Origin of the sequence: Psychrobacter sp. 5A.1, from assembly GCF_030407455.1 — a bacterium.
In the GTDB taxonomy this organism is placed as follows: domain Bacteria; phylum Pseudomonadota; class Gammaproteobacteria; order Pseudomonadales; family Moraxellaceae; genus Psychrobacter.
Genome location: NZ_JASDDJ010000043.1, coordinates 1 through 21,073, shown reverse-complemented (window position 1 = coordinate 21,073; position 21,073 = coordinate 1). Strand labels below are relative to the sequence as shown.

Here is a 21,073-nt window from a genome sequence, read left to right as displayed (position 1 = left end):
CACAATTAGTTTCAAAAATTAGCATAGATAGCTGTTATAATTTAGATCTGTTAAATCAAGCTGCTAGGTACTATTACCGCTACCATTAATTGACTTTTGTGCATAAAAGCATTATTGAAACAACTAGTTACTTATTTATTTACAATAATAGTGTATTCGCGATAAAGTGGAATCACTTAAGAACAACGAATATTTATTTAGATACGTTTTATAAAGAAAATATTTTATTGTATCTACCTTTTAGCCATTATAATTAAATTAACACTTAAAATAATTGGCCCCCAAAACATAATTATATAATATTTAGGAGAGATTTCATGTCAAAAGGACAAACTTTACAAGATCCGTTCTTGAACTCGCTGCGTAAAGATCGCATTCCTGTCTCTATTTTTTTGGTCAATGGTATTAAATTACAAGGCCAAATTGAATCATTCGATCAATATGTCGTACTCCTGAAAAACACAGTGAGTCAAATGGTCTATAAACATGCTATCTCAACAGTGGTGCCAGCGCGCAACCCACGTAGTAGCACAACGGCAGGCGCGAGTGCTCAACCTCAAAGCGCCGCGCCAACTGGCTATCAAGGCGGTGGATTTGAGCGTGGTAGCAACCCTGCTGCTGGCAGTTTTGAAGAACGTGGCTTTGCATCAAGTCGTAGCGGATTTAACCGTGGCGGATTTAGCCAAGGTCAAGATCGTGGTTTTGAACGCGGTAGCTTTGGTCAAGGTCAGGAGCGCGGATTTGAACGCGGAGGCTTTGGTCAGGACCGTGGTTTTGAGAATCCAGCAGACCATGCAGGTTTTGAAGATAAGCCAAACGATGGTTCTAATGACAGCAACAGCTAAATCATAGTACTAGGGTCTGTTGAACATTCAAATGTGGTGCTGGCAGTCACTATTTTTTAGACAATATGCAGTGAAATTTTTGACGCCTAGTCATTCTAGGTTAAACAATTTCGCCATATATTGGCAGAAAATAGTACTGCCCTGAAAGGCTGATGCTAAAATCCCCCCAAACGTTGTTGCAATCCTAGTTAAGGTCTCGACATTATCGTCGGCTTGCGCCTAGTTTGGTGCAATTTTAGCAATCAGCAGCCCTAATATTTGAATGTTCAACAGACCCTAATCTAGCATGTTGTTTGAAGACAAATTATTGAGACATAGTGTATTCGTTTAAAACCTGCTTATATAGTGGGTTTTTTTTGTATAGATATTATGCTTGCTGTTCAGCACTAAGTACTAAGCACTAAGTACTAAGCACTAAGGATTGTATTGTTATAGATTTTGTAGACCATTACTAATATGAAACATAGTGTAGTAAAATACGGTATTGGTTCACTATAAAAATAGAGCAGATTCATGAATAATACTGAAAATAACCTGACCCATAAGCAATTTATTACCACTGCAATTGAGGCAATTCATACTGAGATATCTGCGCTGGCACTGCTAACAGAACAGATTGATGATAGGTTTGCGCAAGCGTGTGACATTATTCTGGCTTGTAAGGGTCGAGTGGTGGTAACAGGCATGGGTAAGTCTGGATTGATTGGCCGCAAAATAGCAGCGACCTTTGCATCAACGGGTACGCCTGCTTTTTTTATGCATCCTGGTGAAGCAGGGCATGGCGATTTGGGTATGTTAGTAAAAGGTGATGTGTTACTTGCTATCTCTAACTCGGGTGAGTCAGATGAAATCAAGATGCTACTGCCAGTTGTCAAACATCTGAAGATTCCTCTCATCAGTATCAGCCGTGATAAGCGCGGTATGTTGCCACGAGCGGCTGACATTGTATTGACACTTGGTCATTCGCAGGAGGCTTGCCCGCTGAATCTAGCACCTACCTCCAGTACCACGGCTACTCTGGCGCTCGGAGATGCGCTAGCAGTTGCTCTAGTACATGCGCGCAATTTCACTTCTGAAGATTTTGCCTTATCGCATCCAGCTGGTGCGCTGGGTCGTCAGCTATTGACGCGTGTCGAAGACTTGATGCATACCAAATCAGAAGATTTGCCCTTGATTCATCAGCAAGCCCCATTACAACAAGCTTTATTTACCATGTCTGCTGGGCGCTTGGGTATGACGGTAGTGACTGATAATGATAGCAAAGTCGTTGGCGTTTTCACAGATGGCGATTTGCGTCGAGGGTTAGAAAAAGGCATTGATCTACAAACGCCAATGGGTGAACTGATGGTCAGCAATCCACGCCATATCAGCAAAACCATGCGGGCCTCAGACGCGTTGAGTGTCATGAATGAAAGTGGTATTAGTCAATTGTTGATTATCGATGAAGAAGATCGTTTAGAAGCCATTATCACTGTTCATGATTTGTTGCAAGCTGGTGTCAAATAAGGTTTGTGAGTCATTGTTAAAATAATTATATAAAATAACGCTTAGAAAATAGACGTTAAAAAGAGACAAATAATGCAAGACTTAATACAGAAAGCCGGACAAGTAAAGCTATTGGTTATGGATGTTGATGGTATTTTATCCAATGGTCAAATTATCTATGACGCCAATGGTATCGAGACCAAAGCGTTTTCAGTGCATGACGGCGTGGGTGTTAAATCTCTAGCGCGTTACGGTATCTTGACAGCCATTATTACAGGTCGTAGTAGTGCGATGGTAGATAAACGCGCAGCAGAAATCGGCGTCAACTATGTGGTGCAAGGGCGCGATGATAAACTGATTGCGCTAAATGAGCTGCTGTCTTCTCTTGATCCTGCACTTAATATCACAGCTGCTGACTGTGCCTATATGGGTGATGATTTACCAGATATTAAAGCAATGCAGACGGTCGGATTTGCGGCCACCGTGCCTAATGCGCATGCCGAAGTCATCAAGCGTAGTGATATGGTGACGACTCGTGCAGGGGGTACTGGTGCGGTACGCGAGGTTTGTGATCTTATCTTAAAAGGTCATGGACATTATCAAGACTTTATCGCGCACTATACGCTTGATGAGGCTCAAACTCAGGATAAATCGTCGTGAATACACGTGTCTTAATTGTATTAGCATTAATTATCACCGGTATTGCTGGCTGGTTCTTTCGGCAGCAAGGCGACGTCACGCCGCCTGTTAATATCGAAACGACAGATGTCGATTATGAAGCCACCGAGATCAAGGCCGTACAGACGAATGAGCAAGGCGAAACCGAATACGAGCTTACTGCCGAGTCTTTAACGCATAACCCTGTGACCAATCAAGATGAAATGTCAGGCATTACCATGAATTGGGAGCCATCTACAGATCAACGCTATCGTATTCAAGCGGGTAGTGCAGCCATCAGTCAACAGACAGGTGAGCTGAGCTTGTCAGATGGATTTTCACTGATTAGCGAAGGCAATAAAAGCTCACCTGACATTGAGCCAATAAAAGTGACTGGCAGTACGCTAAAAGGCAATACGCAGTCAGGAAAAGTGTATAGCGATGCGCCTGTACAGATTGAACAAGGCATGAATCGGTTTGAAGCTTCTAATATGACCGCCAATCTTGAGACGGGTGAATATGAATTTGGCCAAGTTGCTGTTGCTTTTTCTCCAGCTGAACGCCAAGACAAAGCATTGTTTTGATCTAAAGTTTTCCTATTCACGGTGTCAAAAAATAGCAGCTAGCATAAAGTTTGCAAATCCCACCACCCATTATGAAACGAGTTATTTATATGAAACTTAAATTTTTGCCTACTTTACGCCCATTATCGACCTGCTTTAGTCAAGTATCGCTTGGCTTACATAAATTGCGCGCTTTGCCAATGGTTATGCTATTGGCGCTACCGCTATATAGCCATGCGTTGCCATCAGATTCCAATCAGCAGATTAAATTGCTAGCGGACAAAGCCACTTATAGTGAGCGTACAGGCGTGACCAGTTATGCAGGCAATGTCATTATTACTCAGGGCACCTTCAAGATGACGGCTGATAATATCACAGTCAACCTCTCTCAGCAGCGCAGCATCAATTCAGCGGTAGCAACAGGTCGTCCAGCCACGATGCAGCAAGTGGTCACACCAGAAAAAGGCATAGCAAAAGGTCAAGCAAATAAAATTGATTATAATGCAGTGTCTGGAATCATCACATTAACAGGGAATGCCAAGCTGGTTCAGAATGGCGCCAGTTTCGCTGGTAATGTCATCCGCTATAGCCTAAAAGCAGGTGATGTCGAAGCAACCGCTGGCGGTAATCAGCGTGTCGAATTGGTATTCCCGCCTAATAATGGTACGAACCAAAGTGGCGTGCGCTAATCAAAGCAAACAAACGGCAAGTCGCAAGCTGTAAATAGGCAAATACGTCTTTAGCAATGCTTAAATTTTGTGAAAGTAAGAGTAAGTTATGAGCGATAATAAAAATATAGACCTGTCGGCATCAAATACCAATACGGCGCCAGTCGCTCGATTGACTATGCAAAATTTGGGCAAACGCTATGGTAAGCGTTGGGTCGTTAAAGATGTCTCGTTTTCTGTCGAGCAAGGGCAAGTTGTCGGATTATTAGGCCCTAATGGCGCTGGCAAGACGACCAGTTTTTATATGGTGGTGGGACTGGTCAATATGGATAAAGGCCGTGTTACTTTAGGAAAAATGGACCTGTCTAAATATGCAATGCATGAGCGCGCTCGTGCGGGCATTGGCTATTTACCACAAGAAGCATCAATCTTTCGTAAATTGTCTATTGAAGACAATATCTTGGCTATCCTGCAGACTCGTACAAAGTTAAGTAAAGCTGAACAACAGCAAGAGCTTGAAAAGCTGATTGGTGAGTTTCATTTGGAGCATGTGCGCAAGTCTCAGGGTATGAGTGTGTCAGGCGGTGAGCGTCGTCGTTGCGAGATTGCGCGTGCATTGGCCGCTGATCCTAAGTTTATCTTATTGGATGAGCCGTTCGCAGGAGTCGATCCGATCTCCGTTGGTGATATCAAAGACGTTATTTTGACGTTAAAGAACCGCGGTATTGGCGTTTTGATTACCGATCATAATGTCCGAGATACATTGGCTATTTGTGAAAAGGCTTATATCGTCTCAGAAGGCGCTATCATTGCAGAAGGTACCTCCGCTGAAGTCTTAGAAAACGAGTTAGTAAAATCTGTCTATCTAGGTAAAGATTTCCAAGTATAAGTTAGGATCTGAACAAGCCTACTATCTTATACCCATGTTGATAGCTGGCTAGATTTTCTCGATAAAATCGATAGGCCAGCTGCTACTAGATATATTTGAACATCATCTATACCTAGAGCATGTCCTCAATTCCATCAATCGTCATTTAAATGAGCTAAAAATGGCTAAATTTTGCTAAACAGTGTCAAGCATTTGGTAAATATCTCGATATTATTTGCATTATTTTTCTTTTGTGACGACAATTTATCTCATTTTTACCACTATTTTTAAAATGAGAATAGGCCTTAATATCATCCTTTCTGAACAGCACAGCTTGCAAAATAAATGGCTGGTTTATCATAACAAACGTTTTTAAGTTAACGCTCATGAAGCGTGACAATACTCTATTCATTATTCTCGATTGATCATCTGAATAAGGCTCATAAGCTATGGCAAAAAATAAAAGCAGCTATGTCTGTCAGCATTGCGGCGCGCATTTTGGTAAATGGGCAGGGCAGTGTACAGATTGCAGTGAATGGAATAGCTTGGTCGAAGCACCAAATGTCAGTATGCCCCATCATAATAAAAGCACTGCCAAACCCAATAGTGCCCGAGCCGCTACTCGTGGTACCAGTGCGCCAGCTGGTAATTATTCTGGCACACATAGTGCCGTCATGCCACTGAACGCGGTAAACGTGACGCTAGACACACGCTTACCAACAGGCATTAGTGAGTTTGATCGCGTGCTCGGTGGTGGGTTGGTGGCGGGCTCCGTGGTGTTAATCGGTGGTGATCCGGGTATTGGTAAGTCAACTATTTTGTTGCAGACAGCGACCAATATGGCACGAGCAGACTCATTGGCAGGTAGTGCGCTGTATGTGACGGGTGAAGAGTCGCTGGCGCAGGTAGCCATGCGAGCCAAGCGCTTAGATTTGCCCGCTGATAGACTGCGCGTACTCGCTGAGACTAATGTAGAAACCATTTGTGCCGCATTGACCCAAGAACAGCCTGCCATCGCTATTATTGATTCTATTCAGACCATTTATACGGACGCTATCAACTCTGCGCCAGGCGGTGTCAGTCAGATTCGAGAGTCTGCGGCTATTTTGACGCGTTATGCCAAGCAAACGGGTACAGCGCTGTTTCTAGTGGGGCATGTAACCAAAGAAGGCACGCTAGCTGGTCCGCGTGTGCTTGAGCATATGGTTGATACGGTACTCTACTTTGAAGGTCAGTCAGATTCTCGTTTTCGGATGATCCGCGCGGTCAAAAATCGTTTTGGGGCGGTTAACGAGTTAGGTATCTTTGGTATGACTGATATGGGACTCAAAGAAGTCGCCAACCCATCAGCGATATTTTTAAGTCGCTATGACAAGCCTGTTGCTGGATCTGTGGTCATGGTCAGTCGTGAAGGCACTAGACCTTTATTGGTGGAAGTGCAGGCATTAGTAGATGACTCACAAGGCTCGCCTAGACGGATGGCGTTGGGGTTGGATTTTCAGCGTTTGTCCATGCTACTAGCAGTCATGCATCGTCACGGTGGTATTCATACCAGTGGACAAGATGTCTACGTCAATGTCGTCGGCGGCGTCAAGGTCATCGAAACAGGGTCTGACTTAGCCGTATTGTTGGCTTGCGCTTCCAGCATTAAAGAAAGAGCATTACCATCGTCATTAGCGGTCTTTGGTGAAGTAGGACTCTCTGGTGAAATTCGCCCTGTACCTAATGGGCAAGAGCGTTTAAAAGAAGCAATGAAACATGGATTTAAACATGCCATCATTCCAAAGGCCAATGCGCCTGCTAAGGATGCGCCTCAGTTTAAAGGTATCAATGTGATTGCTGTTGAGCGGCTTGATGATGCCATCGAAAGTGCATTTGAGCTGTAAAGTATTCAAAATTTATCATACTTTGTGCCAAATAGTTAAGTCGATATAGACTTTGACTCTTTGAAATTATCAACGAAAGCTATTAATAAAAAGCATCAATCAAAACCATAAAAAAGCGCCTAGCTGATTATTAGCTAGGCGCTTTTTACGTTAAATTCAGATAGGCTATGATGTCAGAACTATGGCCCTGAGACACGCTCGATAGAGACATTGCCCACGCCTTTGCTCGTAATACCGAGTTTTTTGGCAGCACCATAAGACAAATCTAACACACGGTTACCATGAAATGGGCCACGATCATTGACTTTTACCACGACGCTTTTGCCATTGGTCTTATTGGTGACTTTAACATAGCAGTTTAAAGGTAATGAACGATGCGCTGCCGTCAAACCATTCATATCGAATGTTTCACCACTGGCTGTCTTGCGACCATGAAACTTACGGCCATACCAAGAGGCTAGGCCTGTTTGCTTAAATTTGCTGACCGAATTAGAGGCGACAGCTGTCAGGCGCTCTAATACATCCTCATTATTCGTCACTTGAGAAGTATCATTGGCTAACAATGAACTACTAAGCGCCAATGACGTAGGCTGACGTGCTGATTTTACCAAACTTGATGCGCCATCATGTTGACGGCTAAGCTCACCAAGTACACGATCAATGTGGGAGGCGTTATCTTGCGAAATCATCGCAAGTGTGGTTTTTGCTTCTACAGCATTTGCACTTGTAGCGACTGTAGAGCCAGCAAAAAAAACGGCTGACAGTGTAAGTAAACCAGATAAACGCTTATTCATAAATACCTCTATAACTTATACACCAAGACCTAACTCTAAAAATTTTAGATTGAGTGAGGCATTATTAGACCAATCTAACAATGTTTCAAACTCTAGAGCATTCGCATTAATCTATTGTTTTGATAGTGATTAATGAATGACTCTTATAGATCTTAATATATGGTAATTTTTCATTTCATTATCATAAATACGTAATGGAAATAATAACCAACGTTGTTTATGACATGCTCAAATGATAGTCAGCGATATTCATTGAATACAAAGCCAAAAATCTAAGGCTGAGTATCAATGTCGCTATATGTCGTATTTACATGATGTCTGATATACAAACTTTTTTAGAATGCTACGTTAATAAAAGATTTAAAGGATATCGCGTATCGCTTTGTTATTAAACCGTTAATTAAGTAGTGTATTTGAAAGCTTGGAATCTACAAGATGCTAACTATACGGCTAGGCTACAACCTAAATATAATTAAATGCAAAGTTTATTAGTAGCTATGTACGGGTTATGTATCAACGTACAGTAAACCGAGGTTAACGCAATTTTTTGTAAAAAACAAGGAATAAAATATTTCTGTACTTGCAGAGAATAGGTCGGAATTAAAAATAGCACTTAGTTACGGATAGACATAATGAGTGTTATAACCGCTTATTATGTCTGGTTTGTAACTATTGTGAATACCGATATCATCCTACGTTGCATCCATTATTCCGATTTATGCGTATGGATAGACATCAATAAGCCAAATCCTGCCATTAAAGTCACGATGGCCGTACCACCATAGCTAATGAACGGTAGAGGGACACCTACCACTGGCAAAATCCCGCCAACCATACCGACATTGACGAATATATACACAAAGAAAGACATGGCAATCGCACCAGCGAGCAGCCTGCTATAGACGTCAGGATGAGTGAGAGCAATATACAAGGCACGTGATAAAAGGCAGAAGTAGATAAACATTAGCAACATCACCCCGAGCAAACCAAACTCTTCGGAGAAAGCGGCAATGATAAAGTCAGTATGGCCTTCTGGTAAGAAGTGCAGATGTGACTGTGTGCCTTCTAAATAGCCTTTTCCAGTGAGACCACCAGAACCAATGGCGGTTTTTGACTGAATGATGTTCCAGCCCGCACCCTGTACATCTGCTTCAGGGTTCAGTAGTGTCAATACACGCGTACGCTGGTAGTCATGAAGTAAAAAGTTCCAAGCGAAAGCAATAAATGGTATGGCTAAAATCACAGCGGCCGAAATTAAACGCCAAGAGAGGCCCGCCAAAAAAAGCACAAATATCCCACTAGCAGCGACCAGCAGTGAGGTACCCAGATCAGGTTCTTTAGCGATCAATAGAACAGGGACAATAATCAATGCCAAAGTAATCGCAATACTGGATGCCGAAGGCGGCAGATCACGCTTGGACAAAAACCAAGCGCACATCATTGGCATACCGAGCTTCATAAATTCCGAAGGCTGCACACTGCCAAACCCAGGTAAGTTAATCCAGCGCTGAGCACCCATACGCACTTCACCGATGATATCTACCAATATCAATAATATGAGCCCTAGCACATAAAATATGGGCGTAAAAGTACGATACAAGCTGGGCGGTATTTGTGCCATGATGAACATCACTGTGAATGCCACACCGTAGCTGACCATTTGACGGATGACCATGCCGATATCTTGGCTGGAAGCACTATAGAGAATCGTCAAGCCAATACAGCAAACCGTCAATAGCAGCAAGGTCAACCATGGGTCGATATGGATACGTTGCCATAGTGTCGGGGCATTACCTTGACCTAAATGATGGCTCTGACGTGAAAAACGATATTGCGGGTTAGAAGACATAGGCAGAATTTGGCTAACAATTGATGTAGGAGAGAGAGGCGAGTTAAAAATATCTCATCGTAAACAGAGAATGAGAAAAGGTATAAAATATTAGGGCGTGTCATCAATTAGTATATTGATGACATGTCCTAACTCTAATAAGAGCGTGTTAGCAAATAACAAGTGCATGATTAACACACAAGTAATAAAGTCACGTAATTATAAAAAAGATAGGGATAAGTGTTAATTATGAATATCGCACCTAAAATCAGAAGCGATAGTTTAGCCTGCTTGTTGAAAATTTGATAGTATCGATAAAACGTTTTTAGCGGTAGTGTATTGCAATGATAAAATCAAACATCCATGCCTATAGGCAAATTTGCCAGCCTATTATCACACTTATCCTGTGTGCCAGTAGTGTCAGTGTTCATGCCGCTATTATCAGTGACGATAGTGAGCGCCGTATTCAAGTGCGTCAGGGTAATAGTACAAACGATAACAGTAATCCTTATATCACACCTTCTACCCATGGCTCAAACTCACGACCGGGTGTCACCATGTCGAGTGGCGACAGTATGCAAAGTTTGATTGCCCAAAAACAGCGTAATTTTGACATTGATGCCAGTTTGTCCATTGAAGAAAACAAACGTGTGAATGTGCTGAGACGTGCTGCTACTTATAGTACATCAAACAATACCTATAATGGCGCTTATAAAGACGCTATGAACATGGATTTTAATACGTGGTTAAATAGCAATAGCTACCGTGCTAAGCAAATAGCAGAGTATGAACGTTATCTCAGCTCACGAATAGGGGCACAAAATGTGCCGCCATTGTCTCAGTTACTCACAACTGCGCGTAGCTGGAACAAATGTGGATATGAGCCTTATCAGCTACCACCGCAAGAGTTATGGTCTAATATTGTACCAACCTTGCGTCTTTATAGTGAGTTGAAAAACCAAGGGGTTTTGCCGCTCAGTAGTGAGATACGTTCGGTATATCGCAATCCTGGATTGAATGACTGTGCAGGCGGTGCTGATGGTAGTAAACACATGAATGCGAGCGCTATAGATATTTGGGTGCCAGAGTACGAAGACAATTTATGGCGTTTGAGCACCATGCAGGATGGGTTGTGTCAGTTTTGGCAATATCAGGGTCAGCCTCACAATTTTGGCTTGGGTTTATACGCAACAGGCGCTATTCATTTAGATACTGACGGCCATCGAAAATGGGGATTCAATCACGCTAGTAGTAGCTCTTCTTGCCGTTATTAAGCGGCTCGTCAATCATTAAAAGTGTGAGCGGGCATAGATTTGCTATCATACACATGCACATTTATATCCTTATCGTCCATATAAGAAAAGCCCACGTTTACTTTAAGCGAAATTTATGAAAAACCAGCGCTCAGTAATAGCACACTACAATAAGTCAGATAAAAATAAGCAAAGCCCACGGCATGCGAACTATCAGCGTGGTACTTTGTTTATTTCGATACTTATGTCCATACTAATGATCAGTGCTTGTGGTACAGAGCTGTCTTCTGATGACAGTGTCTTGGTAACGGACAAATCTGCGATAGAGTCTGATAGACATATACAGAGCTCTAAAAACATAGAAGAAGGTATTAGAAACTCTTACGCTCGTCTGGCATCCAAACGTTCAGATGTTTGTCCAAAATTGATACAAGAAGAGGTGGATAGTCAGGTCGTTGAACGTATATCAGAAGTCATGGTGAACGACTACTGTGATTATTTTTTATACCCGCGTGATGGTCAATATATTTCGGTTAGCCTCAACGACAGTCAAATTGAAGCACTGTTAATCGTGCCCACGTTACATAATTTTGCCAATGGCAATTATCAGGTAACGTCTTATGATAAGCATATTATTCGACTGAGCTATAATGGCGCAATGTATAAACCTGAGCAGTTTGTGTATGATGTTGCCTTGAGTATTTCGGATAATGAGTATTCTTAACGCTGTGGTTGATGATTTTTACGCTACAACAGGTAGGATGAGTGGTGTTAAGGTTGTCTGTTACCACTCATCATACGTTTACTCAACTTGTATCACTCACTGCTATCAAGCTGCCCTAAGGTGTTATTTTTTACTGCGCTTTTTTGAAGGTGTTTTTTCTTTCCAAGGATCATCCTGCCCAACGGTCACGATCAAAAAATTATTAGGCTTTAGCGTATCACGCATGGTCTGATTGACTTCTGAAAGCGTGACTTGATCAATACGATTGGTGTAGTCAGCTAAGTAGTTATTTGGTAGCTGATAAAAATTCATCACTCCCAATAAACCATTAATCCCTGCATTACTCGCAAAGCCCATCGGAAAGCTATTTTTAAGATTGTCCGTCGTTAGGCGCATCTCAGTGCTGGTGATACCGTTGTCCAAAGTATCGTTGATGACTTCTAGACTGGCATCAATAGCCGCTCGAGCCTTGTCATTACGGGTCGAAAATCCAATTTGATAAGGGCCTTTCGCGAGCATGGGGTTCATCGATCCTGAAATACCATAGGTATAGCCAAGATTTTGTCTGATTTCAGTCATGAGTCGCGCGCTAAAACCGCCGCCTGCTAATACTTCATTGCCGACAGAAAAATTGGTTTGTTTTTGCTGCGATGGGGTATCAGTGGCGCGTTTATCTCCCAATTGTCCCATGAGTACGGTGGTTTGAGTGCTTGGGAATGGGATATGAATGTGCTTGGGTTGGCTCAGTGGTTTTGGTTCAGGCAGTTCAGCTGCAGGTTGACCCATTGGCAACTCGCTGGTGATATCCTCAGCCAATTTTTTTGCTTGTTCCAATGTCAGATTGCCTGTCAAAGAAATAGAAGCATTTGCCGCGACCAAATAGCGATTTTTAAAATCTATCAGTTGTTGCTTTTCAATAGTAGGGACACTGTCAAGCGTACCTACTGATGGATGAGCGTAAGGGTGTTCACCATATAGAGCATCATTAAACGCGATGCTAGCAAGGCTGTTTGGGTCTTGTTTTTGCTGTTGTAAGCCAACCAGTAGCCGCGCTTTATTGCGGGCGAGGATTTCGTCATTGAACGTAGGCTCGCTCACCATCTGTGTCATCAAATCGATGGCTGGTAAAAGGTGTTTATCGTCCGATAAGCTGCGTAGCGAGACAATGAACATATCCTTATAGGCACCACTACTCAGATTGATGCCCAAGGTTTCAACGGCTCGGGTGAATGCATTTTCATCTAGGCTTGTTGAGCCTTGTTCGAGCATCGTCGCGGTCATATTGGCAATGCCAAAACCATCTTTTTTGATACTACCATCACGCGCACTGCCAGCATTAAAACGTAAATCCACATCGACAATTGGTAGTGCTGCCGCTTGTACAAACAAGACAGGTACGCCAGCTTTGGTTTTAAATGATTGAATCGTTGGCACCGTCACTTTTAAAGGCTTGGCATCTTGAATACTGGAAAGCTTAGATAAGGCGGCGATTGGCGCACTTGTATCAACTACGGCAGGTGCACGGTAATCTTCAGCGCCTGCGGTGTCGGCTTGGGCTGTCATCGTCAATGTCGTTAGACCTAATAGTATGCCAACGCGAAGAGGCGATGGCTGTTTCTTTGTGGGGTGAGCTAATGGCATTAAGTTGCATGCATTTTTGTTATTTTGCAATAAATCATTATTCTGAGTCATGGTTTTCTTCTTATGAATAAGGTCTTTATAAGTGGCGCTTATATTAAATAGATGATGAGGATACGCCCCAATACAGCATTATCATTTCTCTGTCTTGGCGGAATCTTTAGGGGGTACAACATGCATCACTGTCAAATTGTCCTTGACCAGATATTTTTTGCTGGCCGCTTGTATGTCAGCTATCGTGACGCTGTCCAGTTTCGTGGGTAGTTCGGCCAGCAACTGGTCATCCAGACCGATAGACTGTAATGAGCCAATCATACGTGCTTGACCCTCCATGCTGTCTTGCGCATAGACGAGGCCTGTCACTGTATTGGTTTTGGCACGGCTGATTTCATCGGTAGCTATGGGATCCGTTTTAAGATTTTCTATTTCTAAAGTGATGGCTTGCTGTGCCTGCGCTAAGCTGACACCTTCACGCGGCGTTGCTTGTATCAAAAACAGCCCATCACCGCGATCTAGCAAGTCATATGAAGTACCGACCGTGGTCAGTAGACCTTGCTCGCGTATCAGGCGGCTCTCTAGGCGCGCTGATAGACCACCATCGAGTACGTCTTGGGCAAGTGAGAGTGCATAAGCCTGTTTTTCGTTGCTTGTGCCTGCCGTGACAAGGCTAGGGACGTTGTAACCCATCAGTAGCACTGGCACTTGTACCGCCTGCTCAGAGTCTACTTGCTGATAGCCACGAAAACCTTTTTGACTAACGGTAGGGCGTGTGGGTAAGTCGCTTGGTTTCAAATCACCAAAGTAACGTTTGACTTGGGCCAATACTTCTTTGGGTTCAACATCACCGACGATAACCAAAGTGGCATTGTTTGGTGCATACCATGTCTTATACCACTCTATTAAATCTGCGAGTGAAATGGATGCAAGTTCGTCCATCGGACCAATGACGGATTCACCTTTTGGGCTATCAGGCAATGCGAGTAAACGAAAAGACTCATAAGCTTTGGCAAGCGGATTGTCATCAGTACGCTGACGGCGCTCTTCCATGACCACTTGGTGCTCTTTGGCAAATTCTTTGTCATTGAAGATAAGGTGCTTCATGCGATCTGCTTCAAGCTCTAGTGCTAAAGGAAAGCGGTTGGCAGGGAACAGCTCGTAGTAACCCGTATAATCGTAACTGGTAAAGGCATTGTTGACCCCGCCAAACTTGGTAATCAAACGTTCATAATCATCGCTTGAAACATCAGCCGTACCTTTAAACATCATGTGCTCAAGAAGATGAGAGATACCACCTTTATCAAGTGGCTCATCTACGGAGCCTACTCGATACCAAATCTGTGTCATGACCACTGGGGCGCGATGGTCTTCTTTTACCACTATCTTTAGACCGTTTTCTAATTGATATTCGTGTCGACCTGACAGATCCATGGTTAGTGCTGATGATTGCTGAATATCTTGACCTGCTGTATTTTGATTTAAGGTATCTTGTGCTGCTGGGTTTTGAGTAGCCGACACCGGATTGGTATTGATTGTATGGGTCTGACACGCGGCAAGAGTCGTTGCCATTGCTAGGGCACAGGCAGCACGTAGTGAAATAGTAGGCAGTGATAAAGACAATGATAAAGGCAGTGGCATGGTAAGTTCTACTTATATAAAATGGCAACTGGTAAACGAATGAGTGTATATGTCACTTTCAATTCAATCGATAGAAAGCGTTATAAAGATTTATGCGCCCCAACCATCACACTGGCAGTTGGCTTAAATTCTTGGGTGGTACTACAGCCAGTTGCAGATAGTGCAAATGTCGTGAGTAATAACGCGGCGCTGATAGTGATGACTTTTTTATCGTGTGTTTTATGAGTATTAGATCGTAAAAACATAGATGATTCCTAAATATAATAGTCGAACAAGCAGGGATGAAATAGTTTAGGGTTCAGACTGAGGACAAGGCCTAGTATGTTTTGGTATCAGACTTGTTCTAGGATAAACTTTGGTAGAGTAGGCGAAGTTTAGCATGCGTAAGGTCAGATTTTTGTGTCCAAATCTTAAGCGAAACTTTCTTCACCAATTACATTACCTTCCAAACGAATAAGTTTTGACGATAGTCTATGATGGTAAGGGCTGAGCGCCACTCGAATTATGATAAACTAGGTTGAAAATTGTCTGTCATGCCGATGATAAAAACATGATGACATATAAATCCATTTAAAATAATCAAATAACTGATAGTGATAACTTTTAGGGCAAGCTTATGAATAACCCAAACAATAGCGGTCGTGTGGTCATCAATCTCGATGGCGATCTAGATGACTTGGACGACGATGATATTACCTTACCCAGTCTGCCAGCGCAATCTGTGCCCATTATCGATGAGACTGAGACTGAGATAAAAACTGTAGACGCACAAAAAGTCAGCACAGCAAATAAAGAGGTATCCAGTGCCGATGCAGCAGATAACATTGCTTTGGCCACACCAATCGTTATGACAGAAGAGCATAACGTACCTAAAAGTTCATCTGAAAGTTTTTCTCGTGCCAAAGAAACAGAAACGACGAGTAAATCCAATACGGCATCAACCATTCCGACGATGCCATTGCAGGAGCAATTGGGAGACCGTCCAAGTGTGAGCCCCGTTGCCAATAACAGTGCGCAAGCAGCAGAGTCATCAGAGACTGAAGACAGTAAGAAAAAAGGCAGTTGGTTTAATCGTATGAAGACGGGACTGAGTAAGTCACGCAAAAATCTGGCCGAAGGTATGGTCAGTATCTTGATCGGTGGCAAAGAGATCGATGATGAGCTGTTAGAAGAGGTCGAAGATCAGCTATTGGTCGCTGATATCGGGGTAAATGCAACCAACCGTATCATTAAGAGCTTAACTGAGCAGACAGCCCGTGGTGACTTGATTTATGCACATTCCTTATATAAAGCTTTGCAAAGCGAATTGGTTGATATCCTAACGCCAAAAGTTGAGCCGCTGGTGATTGATACCAGCAAAAAACCGTTTGTCATATTAGTGGTGGGCGTCAATGGCGTGGGTAAAACCACCACGATTGGTAAGCTGGCCAAACGCTTACAAGGTGAAGGCAAATCAGTCATGCTAGCTGCTGGCGATACGTTCCGTGCGGCAGCCACTGAGCAGCTGCAAATTTGGGGTGAGCGCAATAACATACCAGTCGTAGCACAAGGTCATGGCTCTGATAGCGCCTCTGTCATCTTTGATGCCATGCAGTCTGCCAAAGCAAAAAACATCGATGTACTAATAGCCGATACCGCTGGACGTCTGCAGAACAAAACACATCTGATGGCAGAACTAGAAAAAGTGGTACGTGTCATGCGTAAAGCCGATCCAAGCGCCCCGCACGAAGGCATGATTGTGCTTGATGCTGGCACAGGTCAAAATGCGATTAACCAAGTAGAGTTATTTAATAAAATCGTACCATTGACCGGTATTACGATTACCAAATTAGATGGTACGGCGAAAGGTGGCGTAGTCTTTAATATTGCTGAGACAACGGACGTGCCTATTCGCTATATTGGTGTGGGTGAGTCGATTGATGACTTACGTGCCTTTAGTCCAAAGCAATTTGTCGCTGCCTTGTTTGAGACCGATGATAAAGAATAAAATAGCCTATTTTTAGCTGGTAAATAATTTTTAAAACAATTTGGAAGTAGACGCTATGATAGTTACCACAGCAGCCTTTGGGTTACATCGATTAACACTGATTGCTCGTGTCAATGAGCATGGTCAACCTATGCTTGTTGAAGCCAACTGGCTGTTGGCAGGTAACTCATGGCATAACTCAAAATCTGTACCTAAACTTAAAAAGCACTATGGCCTAATAGATGAAGACTTTACCTTTATAGATAAAAATAGCCTAAGCATTTCTGATAGAACGCAGGCTCTCTTGCTGACTGCCATCGAGCAAATCAATGAATACATTAGTGGCGAACGCAAAGATTTTGATTTGCCTTTGGATATGTCTTTAGGAACAGAGTTTCAGCAGAGAGTATGGAGAGGGTTGCAAACAATACCTCATGGCGAAACGATCAGCTATGCCACATTGGCAAAGCGTGTTGATAATCCAAAAGGGTTTCGTGCGGTCGCACAGGCCAATGGCAAAAATCCTTTTAGCATTATCGTGCCTTGCCATCGAGTCATTGCTAGCGATGGCAAGCTTGGTGGCTATACAGGCGGGCTAGATAAAAAAGAGTATTTACTAGCACTAGAAGGGGTTAAGTGTAAGCCTTGATTGGTAGTGTCTACTTATTTATTGAGAAGCCAAGCGTTTTAAATAGCGTTTGGTTTTTTTTATTGGACTTTAAACGAGTGCTATTTATTTTAAAACTATAATTAAAAAGGGAAGAGTGATGGATAATTCAGAAAAGTATTTCTCAGTGATGATATGTATGGTAATGAAATAGATGATTTAGTTTATAAATCTACCGTTGTGGGTAATTTTTTGACTACCTCTAATCACCCTATAAAAGTAATCGGTAGCGGTAAACCTAATAAAGGACTCGTACGCGATATTGATTTTCATAAAGAGCCTTGCTGGAAGTGAGTCGATGAGTTAGATCATTACGATATCGTAGTCAACGCAGATGGTATTCTGTTTTATGTTAAGAAAGTTCAGCCTATCTACCAGTTTGTAAAAGAAAATGCACACATCAATCCTGATTATTATTGGTACTCAGGTACATATCATCAGAGCGACATAAAAGTGCTTGAAGATATATATTATAGTGAGGATATTGACTATGACCATCCTGAGTATGGCAACCCTGATGAGTTTGAAGACGAATCAACGCCTGCTGAAACCGCGTAGAAATTTGTAGGTGCAATGGCTGAAGGGTGGGTGAGAGAGATAAATCCTTATCATGAAAATGGTTTCTTTGGTGAGATACAGAATAAAAATAGGGTCGCCCTTGATAACTATTGTAAAGAATATGATGCAAGCTATATACCTTTTGTAGGTATAGTCTATAACTTAGAAGTAGCTAATAATCATACTTATTTTGTAGATCATTCTGGAATTTTAGTACATAACACTATAGTAAATGTTTGAAATAATAGAAAAGGACAACACATGAGCTTCAATGGATTATTTTTATGGGACATCAAAGACGGCGTACCGACCAGCTATAGTGACGCACAGGACATGGAAACGCAGGTATCACACAATGCTTCAAGAAGATGTAATCCTGCCTTCATGGCAGTTGCCAAAGCAGTAGAGCAGTTTACAAAAGAAGCCAAAGCTTACTATGATGATGAAATCCTTAACATGTATAGTGACATGACAGACTGGATGGTCGGCTTTACTGACCCTGTCTTAAGCATTGATCATGCTCCTGAGGAGCTCGCCATTGAGTTTTCTGCGATTATTATCAAAGCAGCGCAAGAGCATAACCTTGTAGTATTGCATCAAGAGATCGAAGTGGTGTTTTTACCTGATGGTACGGTATTAACCGAGAATACCCCCAAGATCTGGATAGATTTTGCTAAGGAGACCTTAGCGGCATGGGCACAACAGCTTGTCACACTCAAACAAGAGAACGAGAACAGAGACACGTTGCCCAGCACCAGCGCTCCCCTAAAAAAACTCATCAACCAAATAGTACGTGCACGGTTAAAGGAAGCGGGTATTACTAAGATAAAAAAACCGGAGCCAACCGTATTTGATGTGGATTGTGGAAGAATCCAGCTAATACTAGCTATGTTTCCAGAGATAGACCATCTTTACAGGATAGAAGAAGGAATAGTGAGAGTTGAGTTTCTTAATTTTATGTATATCTTTATCAATGACTTTAATCCCATAAATAAGGACAAAGCGCAGGATATTGACAATAAAGATAGCAGTAATCTAAGGGACTTCGTCAACTTTAAATTAAGTACAACACCTGAAGCCTTCTATAAAGATGAACACGAGACAATCGTTTATACCTTACTAGAGTATGAAAATGAAATACATCGCTGCGTTGATATGTTTCTATATTTTTATAAAGTTTGTGGTAGCTTACCGATGTTATATGAGATGCTGGTCACCAACAAAGACAGCAAAGAGCTAAGCCTTTATAAACAAGGATATAAATATCGAGGTGTGGATTATGTTCCTGAACCAGATACGCTGTTAGTAATGGCAAAATTAACCAAACAGCCTGATTATGACGAGCTAATACCATACTATCGCCAAGCTTATATTGACTATAGCACTACTATATACTTGAATAAAAAAGAGTCATGGGAGAAAATATCAGAACGAGATCCAAAGTACAAGAAAATAAAATTTCACGAGATGGCAAATCCGCAAGCAACTTTTGAGTTAGAAATTGACAAACTCATTTCTTATTTAGAAACGCTAGATATAGATGCCATATTGAATAAACCGCCCAATAAAGCGCTGGGTTTTTAATAGCACTCGGCTAATTTTCTATTGTAGTGATCGATGAATGTTTAATCACGACACTAAAAATTGATATATTTTAAAATATCAATTTTAATTAAAACTGTGCAAATACTTATGAATTTTAGGAAGCCAAATAGTGTACGCCCAGCACACCCTATAATTAAAACACAATTAACTGATTAAACCTGATTGGGATTGTACGCTCTCAACGCCGCAATACGGTCATCAAGCGTTGGGTGTGAGCGGAATAGGTTTGCAATACTAAAGCCTTGAGTTTGCCCAGACGAGATTGCAAACGCTTTCATACTCTCTGGCATTTGGTCGGGGCGCTGCGCGGAAGGACGTAACGCATTAAGCGCACTGATCATTTTTTCGCGGCTAGCAAGTTTTGCGCCCATTTGATCCGCACGAAATTCACGTAAGCGTGAGAACCACATGACGATGGCAGACGCCAAAAACCCAAGCAGGATATCCATCACGATACTGGTAATGAAGTAACCAATACTTGGTCGATTACTGGTATTTTTGAACACAGTACGATCAACGAAACTACCGATAATGCGTGCAAAGAACATCACAAACGCGTTCACCACGCCTTGAATGAGGGCAAGGGTTACCATATCGCCATTGGCCACATGACCAATCTCATGCGCCAATACGGCCTCGACTTCATCTTGATTCATATTCTGTAGTAGGCCAGACGACACCGCCACCAGTGCCTTGTTTTTATTCCAGCCAGTCGCAAAAGCATTTGGCTGTGAATTATTAAAAATACCAACCTCAGGCATGCCGATATTTACCGCCTTGGCTTGTTTGGCTACCGTATCGACTAGCCATTGCTCAGTCGCGTTGCGTGGAGATTCTATGACGACCGTACCTGTTGATCTTTTGGCCATCCATTTTGACAGAAATAGCGACACCATCGAGCCAACCATACCGTAGATACCACACATAATGGCAAGACTAATATAGTTCAGCCCACCTGCCGTATGGACACTACCAATCCCAAAAAACCTCGACAATATACCGAACACAATGCTAAATACCACAATCACTGCTAAGTTGGTCAATAAAAATAATCCAATACGCATCATGACGCTAACTTCCTATGTAAAGTGTCGGTATGACCTCGATAGATGGTTCTCTAAGAGGTTTGTTTGCTATAGTCAAGTCCATATAAATCCGCTACATCGTCATCCTCGCTAAGCATACTAATGTATCACTTGCACTCGACTTCCTTGTATCGAAATTATTTGAATTCAACTATATGATAAATTTTACGGTGATTTTGGCTGTCATGTCATTTTAGTCAATGTATATTGGACAATGACAATGGCGCTCACATCGACTATCGAATGGACGGTCTTACATACTATTGTAAACAAAAGGGTGGTGTTCTAAAAAGTATGCTGTCATCAGACATAACCATAGTTAATATAAAAGAATACCAGATCGAATAC

19 protein-coding genes are annotated in these 21,073 nt (G+C 42.3%); 13 read left to right on the top strand and 6 right to left on the bottom strand.

Annotation, left to right across the window (positions count from 1 at the left end; translation table 11 throughout):
* Nucleotides 1–317: 317 nt before the first annotated feature.
* The 7 genes from hfq (at nt 318) to radA (ending at nt 6,972) form a co-directional block, all read left to right on the top strand.
* Nucleotides 318–845 carry an RNA chaperone Hfq gene (hfq, locus tag QL982_RS10075; protein WP_290164600.1) on the top strand — a complete coding sequence of 176 codons (528 nt, stop codon included), beginning with the start codon at nt 318–320 and terminating at the stop codon, nt 843–845.
* A gap of 513 nt (nt 846–1,358) precedes the next feature.
* Nucleotides 1,359–2,351 (top strand): KpsF/GutQ family sugar-phosphate isomerase, encoded by a 993-nt coding sequence (locus QL982_RS10070; RefSeq protein ID WP_290164597.1) that lies wholly within the window; start codon nt 1,359–1,361, stop codon nt 2,349–2,351.
* Nucleotides 2,352–2,423: 72 nt separating this feature from the next.
* Nucleotides 2,424–2,990, top strand: coding sequence for an HAD hydrolase family protein (locus tag QL982_RS10065; protein ID WP_290164594.1), 567 nt, complete (start codon nt 2,424–2,426; stop codon nt 2,988–2,990).
* On the top strand, nt 2,987–3,571 hold the full coding sequence (gene lptC, locus QL982_RS10060; protein WP_290164593.1) for an LPS export ABC transporter periplasmic protein LptC: 585 nt from the start codon (nt 2,987–2,989) through the stop codon (nt 3,569–3,571). The genes QL982_RS10065 and lptC overlap by 4 nt, the downstream gene beginning before the upstream one ends.
* A gap of 89 nt (nt 3,572–3,660) precedes the next feature.
* Nucleotides 3,661–4,239 carry a lipopolysaccharide transport periplasmic protein LptA gene (gene lptA, locus QL982_RS10055; protein ID WP_290164590.1) on the top strand — a complete coding sequence of 193 codons (579 nt, stop codon included), beginning with the start codon at nt 3,661–3,663 and terminating at the stop codon, nt 4,237–4,239.
* 88 nt (nt 4,240–4,327) lie between these two features.
* Entirely contained in the window at nt 4,328–5,107 is a 780-nt protein-coding gene (lptB, locus tag QL982_RS10050) for an LPS export ABC transporter ATP-binding protein (RefSeq protein ID WP_290164588.1), read from the top strand.
* 428 nt (nt 5,108–5,535) lie between these two features.
* The gene (gene radA, locus QL982_RS10045; RefSeq protein WP_290164586.1) at nt 5,536–6,972 is read left to right on the top strand and encodes a DNA repair protein RadA; all 1,437 of its coding nucleotides are present in this window, start codon (nt 5,536–5,538) and stop codon (nt 6,970–6,972) included.
* Between the two features lie 179 nt (nt 6,973–7,151).
* Here radA and QL982_RS10040 read toward each other — a convergent pair whose 3' ends face one another.
* Nucleotides 7,152–7,766, bottom strand: a complete 615-nt coding sequence (locus QL982_RS10040; protein WP_290164584.1) for a septal ring lytic transglycosylase RlpA family protein — start codon at nt 7,764–7,766, stop codon at nt 7,152–7,154.
* A 706-nt stretch (nt 7,767–8,472) separates the two neighbouring features.
* The gene (gene rodA / locus QL982_RS10035; protein ID WP_290190297.1) at nt 8,473–9,615 is read right to left on the bottom strand and encodes a rod shape-determining protein RodA; all 1,143 of its coding nucleotides are present in this window, start codon (nt 9,613–9,615) and stop codon (nt 8,473–8,475) included.
* Between the two features lie 323 nt (nt 9,616–9,938).
* On the opposite strand from rodA, the gene QL982_RS10030 reads away from it, so the two are divergent.
* Together QL982_RS10030 and QL982_RS10025 are read left to right on the top strand one after the other, a co-directional pair.
* Entirely contained in the window at nt 9,939–10,868 is a 930-nt protein-coding gene (locus QL982_RS10030; RefSeq protein WP_290165111.1) for a D-Ala-D-Ala carboxypeptidase family metallohydrolase, read from the top strand.
* 115 nt (nt 10,869–10,983) lie between these two features.
* Nucleotides 10,984–11,571, top strand: a complete 588-nt coding sequence (locus QL982_RS10025; protein ID WP_290165108.1) for a hypothetical protein — start codon at nt 10,984–10,986, stop codon at nt 11,569–11,571.
* A gap of 123 nt (nt 11,572–11,694) precedes the next feature.
* Here QL982_RS10025 and QL982_RS10020 read toward each other — a convergent pair whose 3' ends face one another.
* The 3 genes from QL982_RS10020 to QL982_RS10010 all read right to left on the bottom strand — a co-directional run bounded on the left by QL982_RS10020 (nt 11,695) and on the right by QL982_RS10010 (nt 15,089).
* The gene (locus tag QL982_RS10020) at nt 11,695–13,263 is read right to left on the bottom strand and encodes a pitrilysin family protein (RefSeq protein WP_290190296.1); all 1,569 of its coding nucleotides are present in this window, start codon (nt 13,261–13,263) and stop codon (nt 11,695–11,697) included.
* 81 nt (nt 13,264–13,344) lie between these two features.
* Entirely contained in the window at nt 13,345–14,844 is a 1,500-nt protein-coding gene (locus QL982_RS10015) for a pitrilysin family protein (protein WP_290165104.1), read from the bottom strand.
* Nucleotides 14,845–14,924: 80 nt separating this feature from the next.
* A complete protein-coding gene (locus tag QL982_RS10010) occupies nt 14,925–15,089 on the bottom strand; it encodes a hypothetical protein (protein ID WP_290165102.1) in 165 nt (54 codons plus the stop codon).
* Nucleotides 15,090–15,919: 830 nt separating this feature from the next.
* On the opposite strand from QL982_RS10010, the gene ftsY reads away from it, so the two are divergent.
* From ftsY to QL982_RS09995, 4 genes are all read left to right on the top strand, one after another.
* Nucleotides 15,920–16,831, top strand: a complete 912-nt coding sequence (gene ftsY / locus QL982_RS10005; protein WP_290165115.1) for a signal recognition particle-docking protein FtsY — start codon at nt 15,920–15,922, stop codon at nt 16,829–16,831.
* Nucleotides 16,832–16,886: 55 nt separating this feature from the next.
* Nucleotides 16,887–17,459, top strand: coding sequence for a methylated-DNA--[protein]-cysteine S-methyltransferase (locus QL982_RS10000; protein ID WP_290165100.1), 573 nt, complete (start codon nt 16,887–16,889; stop codon nt 17,457–17,459).
* A gap of 591 nt (nt 17,460–18,050) precedes the next feature.
* Nucleotides 18,051–18,275 carry a hypothetical protein gene (locus tag QL982_RS14545; RefSeq protein WP_290165098.1) on the top strand — a complete coding sequence of 75 codons (225 nt, stop codon included), beginning with the start codon at nt 18,051–18,053 and terminating at the stop codon, nt 18,273–18,275.
* A gap of 21 nt (nt 18,276–18,296) precedes the next feature.
* Nucleotides 18,297–19,619: a hypothetical protein gene (locus QL982_RS09995; protein WP_290190295.1), complete on the top strand. Its 1,323-nt coding sequence runs from the start codon at nt 18,297–18,299 to the stop codon at nt 19,617–19,619.
* Between the two features lie 173 nt (nt 19,620–19,792).
* Here the strand turns inward: QL982_RS09995 and htpX are convergent, their stop codons facing one another.
* A complete protein-coding gene (htpX, locus tag QL982_RS09990; RefSeq protein ID WP_290164613.1) occupies nt 19,793–20,707 on the bottom strand; it encodes a protease HtpX in 915 nt (304 codons plus the stop codon).
* Nucleotides 20,708–21,073: the final 366 nt, after the last annotated feature.